Source organism: Nitrococcus sp. (assembly GCF_059432795.1).
Map to the genome: position 1 here is coordinate 1 of NZ_JBXWZQ010000090.1, position 4,386 is coordinate 4,386.

Here is a 4,386-nt window from a genome sequence, read left to right on the forward strand (position 1 = left end):
CCGACGCCTCCAGCTCCGGATCGCCGTTGGCGTTCACGCCTTCGAGCTCGGCCTGTTCAGCCTCCAGCGTGAAGAGCACGGCGTCCTTCACAGTGTGGTCTTCGGAGGGAGCCTCACCCATCATCGCTCCTCAGGAGAGTTACGGAATAACCCACGACAACAGGCTAATGCCTGGCCTCGAAACAGCGCTCTGCGCCGCGCGCGCAGCCGCCCTGGGCGGGCCGCCTGCTCGTGGTGGGGGCCGATATTACTGACGGCGGCGCTCGTTTTAGCCGACGACATGCGCCGTAAACGGAACCGCGGCAACTCCTGCTAGCGTTAGCCATCGACCCAACGCCCTGCTTCAAAGGACGCTGAATAGCCGCCCTGCCGTTGGATTTCCCACGAGCTAATGCGCCGACCGTCGATTCCCGGCCGCTCGCCGGCATGCCCGCACGGTGCGCAGGTGGTGCCGGGACTCGGACTCGAACCGAGGGCCTATCGCTTACGAGGCGATTGCTCTACCGACTGAGCTATCCCGGCCTATGTAGTGACTGGGCAGTATATAAAACAAGCCCCCCACGCACAATCCGCGGCCAGGCAGCTCGCTGTGCCGGAGCATGGCCTGGATCACGGAACCGCCCGCCCGGCTGATTTACCGTTTGTCGGACCAATTGCGCAGCTCGTCACATAGCTCGTGCCTGGCGCACAGCGAGCCTCTATAAAAGGAACCCATGAAGCACTCAAAAGGATTCACACTCATCGAGCTCATGCTCACCCTGGCGGTAGTGGCCATATTGCTCACGATGGCGGTGCCCTCTTATCGCACCTTCGTGCAAGGCAACCGCGTGGCCTCCCAGGCCAACACCCTGCTCACGGCGCTGGCCTATACCCGCAGTGAAGCGGTCAAGCGCGCGGCGGTGATCTCCATTTGCCGCAGCAGCAACCAGAGCAGCTGCGGCGGCTCTTGGGCCGACGGTTGGATCGTGTTCAGCGATGTCGATCAAGACGGCGCGCTGGACGCCGGCACAGATACTCTGCTGCAGGCCGGCGACGGGCTCTCCGGGGGCTCGACGTTGACGGCCGGGAGCGGTTTCGTTCGCTATGCCGCCTCCGGCGCCGCCATGGACACCACCCAATTCACGCTCACCCCCGCGGACTGCCACGGGGAAATGCAACGCAGCATTCAGGTCACCGGCAGCGGCCAGGCCACTATCCAGACAGTCACCTGCCCGTGAGATCGCTCATGACGATGCTATCCGCCTCAACTTCACAGACTCCCGCCATGTCGGGTGCGCTCGGGTTCCCGCCGCATCGGCGGTGGCGGATCCCCGGCTGTTCGCGGGATCCAAGCGCTCACGGCAACGCCGGTGGGACAGCCAAGCCGCGTTTTTCCAGCCGCCACGGCGGCGGCTTCACGCTGCTGGAAGTGCTGGTTTCGCTGCTCATCCTCTCGGTCGGCCTGCTTGGAATCGCGGGACTGCAGCTCACTGGCCTGCGCAGCAACCAGAGCGCCTACGTACGCTCCCAGGCCACGATCCTTGCCTACGACATCCTGGATCGTATGCGCGCCAACCGGGCCGAGGCTCAGGCCGGCGGCTACAACATCACCATCGCAGCAACCGATGACTTGCCGTCGATGGGTGGCAGCTCAACCCAGGCGGCGCTCGACCTCCACCGCTGGGGCACCGATCTGCTCGCGATGCTGCCGGCGGCACAGACCAGCGTGAATGTAGCGGCCGACAATACCGTGACCGTGAGCATCGCCTGGGACGACTCGCGTGCCGATCGAGCGAGCGATCGCAGCGGCGCGCCGGTTACCGATCTCACGCAGTTTCAGTTCCAAACGGAGCTCTGAGCCCTATGATGCGCGCGCGACAATCCTTCCCTCGTTACACGGGCGGCTTTTCACTGGTCGAGATCATGGTGGCGCTCAGCCTGAGCCTGCTGCTGCTTGGCGCCGTGTTGCAGATTTTCATCAGTGCCAAGGCGTCCTACCGCATGAACTCGGGCCTTGCCCGGCTACAGGAGACCGGGCGCTTTGCCACCGAGATCCTCGCCGGCGATATCCGTATGGCGGGTTATCAGGGCTGCATGACGCTTGATCAGATCACCCCCAACGTGATCGTCAAGGACCCGCCGAGCGAGCTGCTACTCTACGACCCCGCCAATATCCTGCGGGGCGAAAACAACCTGGCCTCCGGCAACCCGCTGGGCGCGGTCACCGGAAGCGACACTCTGAGCATTCTGAGGGCCTCCCCCGTCGCGGCGCATCTGACCGGCAACATGACCGCCGACAACGCCAACATACAGGTCGACGCCAACCCCGCCGGATTCGAAGCGGGCGATATCCTCATGATCACCGATTGCGCCGACGCCGACATCTTCGTGTCGAGCAGCGTCTCCAACAGTACGGGCACCGTCACCATCGCCCACGCGAGCGACGTCAACACGACCAACCGTCTGTCGAAGGCCTATCAAAGCGACGCGCGGCTGATGGCGTTTGAATCCGCCACTTACTATGTCCGCGACACCAACCGCGACAACGAGGTCGGCGACCCGATCTACGGCCTTTATAGGCAACCGCTCACGGGCGCGGCGGTGGAGCTGGTCGCCGGCATCGAGGACATGCAGGTCCTCTACGGCGAGGACACGAATGCCGATGGCTCGGTTGACAGTTACGCCAACGCCGGCTCGGTCGCCGATTTCGCCAACGTGCTCAGCGTCCGTCTCGCCTTGCTGGTGAGCTCGGTGGCACCGTCCACCACGCAGGCAGATACTGGCACCTACGCGCTCGTCGACGAGACGGTGGACCCGGCGGACGGGCGGTATCTGCGCAAGGTATTCACGCTGACGGCGACCAGCCGCAACCGCGAGCTGCGCAGCATCGCGTTCAACTGATCCCCGGCGCGGATCGACACATTTTGGCAAAACTGCGTGACGGGAGAGGAGCAGACAATGCGGCGACGACGGTCTCAGAGCGGCTCAGTGCTGATTATCAGCCTGCTCTTCCTGCTGGTGCTGACGTTGATCGGCGTCAGCGCCATGCAGAGCACGTCCCTCGAGGAGAAGATGGCCGGCAACGCCCGCGGCGGCACCCTCGCCTTTCAAGCGGCGGAGGCGGCGTTGCGCAATGGCGAGACCTGGGTCATGGGCATCGATTTGTACAGCCCGCCGACGCCGGTGAGCACCTGCGCCTCCGCTCCCTGCGAGCTCTGGGAAGCCGAGCAGCCCGATGGCCACCCGGAGACGCAAGCCATGGCCTGGTGGCAGAACACGGGACGGGAATACGGTACCGCGGGCACCCAGGAATTCACCGCCTTGGCGAGCGATCCGCACTTTTTGGTCGAGTACCTGCGCTACGACCCGGCCGGCAGCGTCATCGACGCCAACGAGCGCGCGCGCCAGATCGGGCCGCATTTCTATCGGGTGAGCGCCGCGGGCTTCGGCCCGCAGACCAGCACCCAGCGGGTGCTTCAATCCACCGTGCGGAGCTGGAAAAACTAGTCGATCCGCCACGGCCACTCACCCGGGACCGGCACAAGGAAATCAAAGTCGAGGGAACGAGCCATGCAGCGCTTACAGGGGGTAAAGCGGCTAGGAGTATCGGGGCTTACGGCCGCGGCACTGATGCTGGGGGCACAGGGAGCGCCGCGCGCCGCACTGCTCGACTTGAGCAGCAAGCCGTTGTTTCTGAAAACCGGGGTCGCGCCGAATGTCGTAGTCACGCTCGATGACTCGGGCTCGATGGCGTGGTCGTTCATGCCCGATGAGATCTTCGGAACGATTTTTACCAAACGGGCGAAATCGGCCACCTTCAATCGCATATACTACGACCCCACCGTCGTCTACCAACCGCCGCTGGACGCGGATGGAAGTAGCCTGGGCGATGCGGACTTCAACAACGCTTGGACTGATGGCTTTGATCCAGATAATCGGGACAATAGTACGGTGGATCTTGGTAGCGATTTCCGCCCTACCTGGTATTACAGCTGGTCAGCGTATTACTACGCCGGCCCCGCAGAGCCCGCTTATTACTATAGCTTCGACACCGCACGGGCGGGCTCGGGAGGCTGTCCGAATCCCGCGAGCACAAACGATGACGATTGCTACACGAAAGTCGTGGTCTCCAGCAGCTCCGGCCCGCAGAATAGCGACGAGCGGCAAAACTTCGCCAACTGGTATAGCTACTACCGCACACGCATGATGGCCACGCTCGCCAGCGCCTCCCAGGCTTTCGCTGGACTCGGCTCCGATCCCCGGGTCGGCTGGCAGCAAATCAACTCTAACGACCTTCAAGGAGTGCGGCCATTCACGGGCGTGCATCGTGACGATTTCTACGATTGGCTGTTCCAGCTCTCACCCGACGGCGGCACCCCCCTGCGCTCGGCGCTGCAGCGCGCCGGT

At 63.8% G+C, this 4,386-nt stretch carries 4 protein-coding genes, 1 tRNA gene and 1 pseudogene; 5 read left to right on the plus strand and 1 reads right to left on the minus strand.

The window, feature by feature from the left end; all coding sequences use genetic code 11:
* Window positions 1-446: 446 nt before the first annotated feature.
* A tRNA-Thr gene (locus tag AC52Q4_RS06945) sits at window positions 447-522 on the minus strand.
* 191 nt (window positions 523-713) lie between these two features.
* On the opposite strand from AC52Q4_RS06945, the gene AC52Q4_RS06950 reads away from it, so the two are divergent.
* From AC52Q4_RS06950 to AC52Q4_RS06970, 5 genes and pseudogenes are all read left to right on the plus strand, one after another.
* The gene (locus AC52Q4_RS06950; protein ID WP_495536075.1) at window positions 714-1,217 is read left to right on the plus strand and encodes a GspH/FimT family pseudopilin; all 504 of its coding nucleotides are present in this window, start codon (window positions 714-716) and stop codon (window positions 1,215-1,217) included.
* Between the two features lie 8 nt (window positions 1,218-1,225).
* Window positions 1,226-1,837 carry a type IV pilus modification protein PilV gene (gene pilV, locus AC52Q4_RS06955; protein WP_495536076.1) on the plus strand — a complete coding sequence of 204 codons (612 nt, stop codon included), beginning with the start codon at window positions 1,226-1,228 and terminating at the stop codon, window positions 1,835-1,837.
* Window positions 1,838-1,842: 5 nt separating this feature from the next.
* Complete coding sequence (locus AC52Q4_RS06960) at window positions 1,843-2,880, plus strand: PilW family protein (protein WP_495536077.1); 1,038 nt, start codon at window positions 1,843-1,845, stop codon at window positions 2,878-2,880.
* Between the two features lie 57 nt (window positions 2,881-2,937).
* Complete coding sequence (locus tag AC52Q4_RS06965) at window positions 2,938-3,486, plus strand: pilus assembly PilX family protein (protein ID WP_495536078.1); 549 nt, start codon at window positions 2,938-2,940, stop codon at window positions 3,484-3,486.
* A gap of 63 nt (window positions 3,487-3,549) precedes the next feature.
* A pseudogene (locus tag AC52Q4_RS06970) lies at window positions 3,550-4,386 on the plus strand (pilus assembly protein); the annotation flags it as partial.

Excerpts from the sequence above, each read along its gene's own strand:
- AC52Q4_RS06950 (WP_495536075.1), top strand. The coding sequence starts at position 714 with ATGAAGCACTCAAAAGGATTCACACTCATCGAGCTCATGCTCACCCTG.
- AC52Q4_RS06960 (WP_495536077.1), top strand. The coding sequence starts at position 1,843 with ATGATGCGCGCGCGACAATCCTTCCCTCGTTACACGGGCGGCTTTTCA.
- AC52Q4_RS06965 (WP_495536078.1), top strand. The coding sequence starts at position 2,938 with ATGCGGCGACGACGGTCTCAGAGCGGCTCAGTGCTGATTATCAGCCTG.
- pilV (WP_495536076.1), top strand. The coding sequence starts at position 1,226 with ATGACGATGCTATCCGCCTCAACTTCACAGACTCCCGCCATGTCGGGT.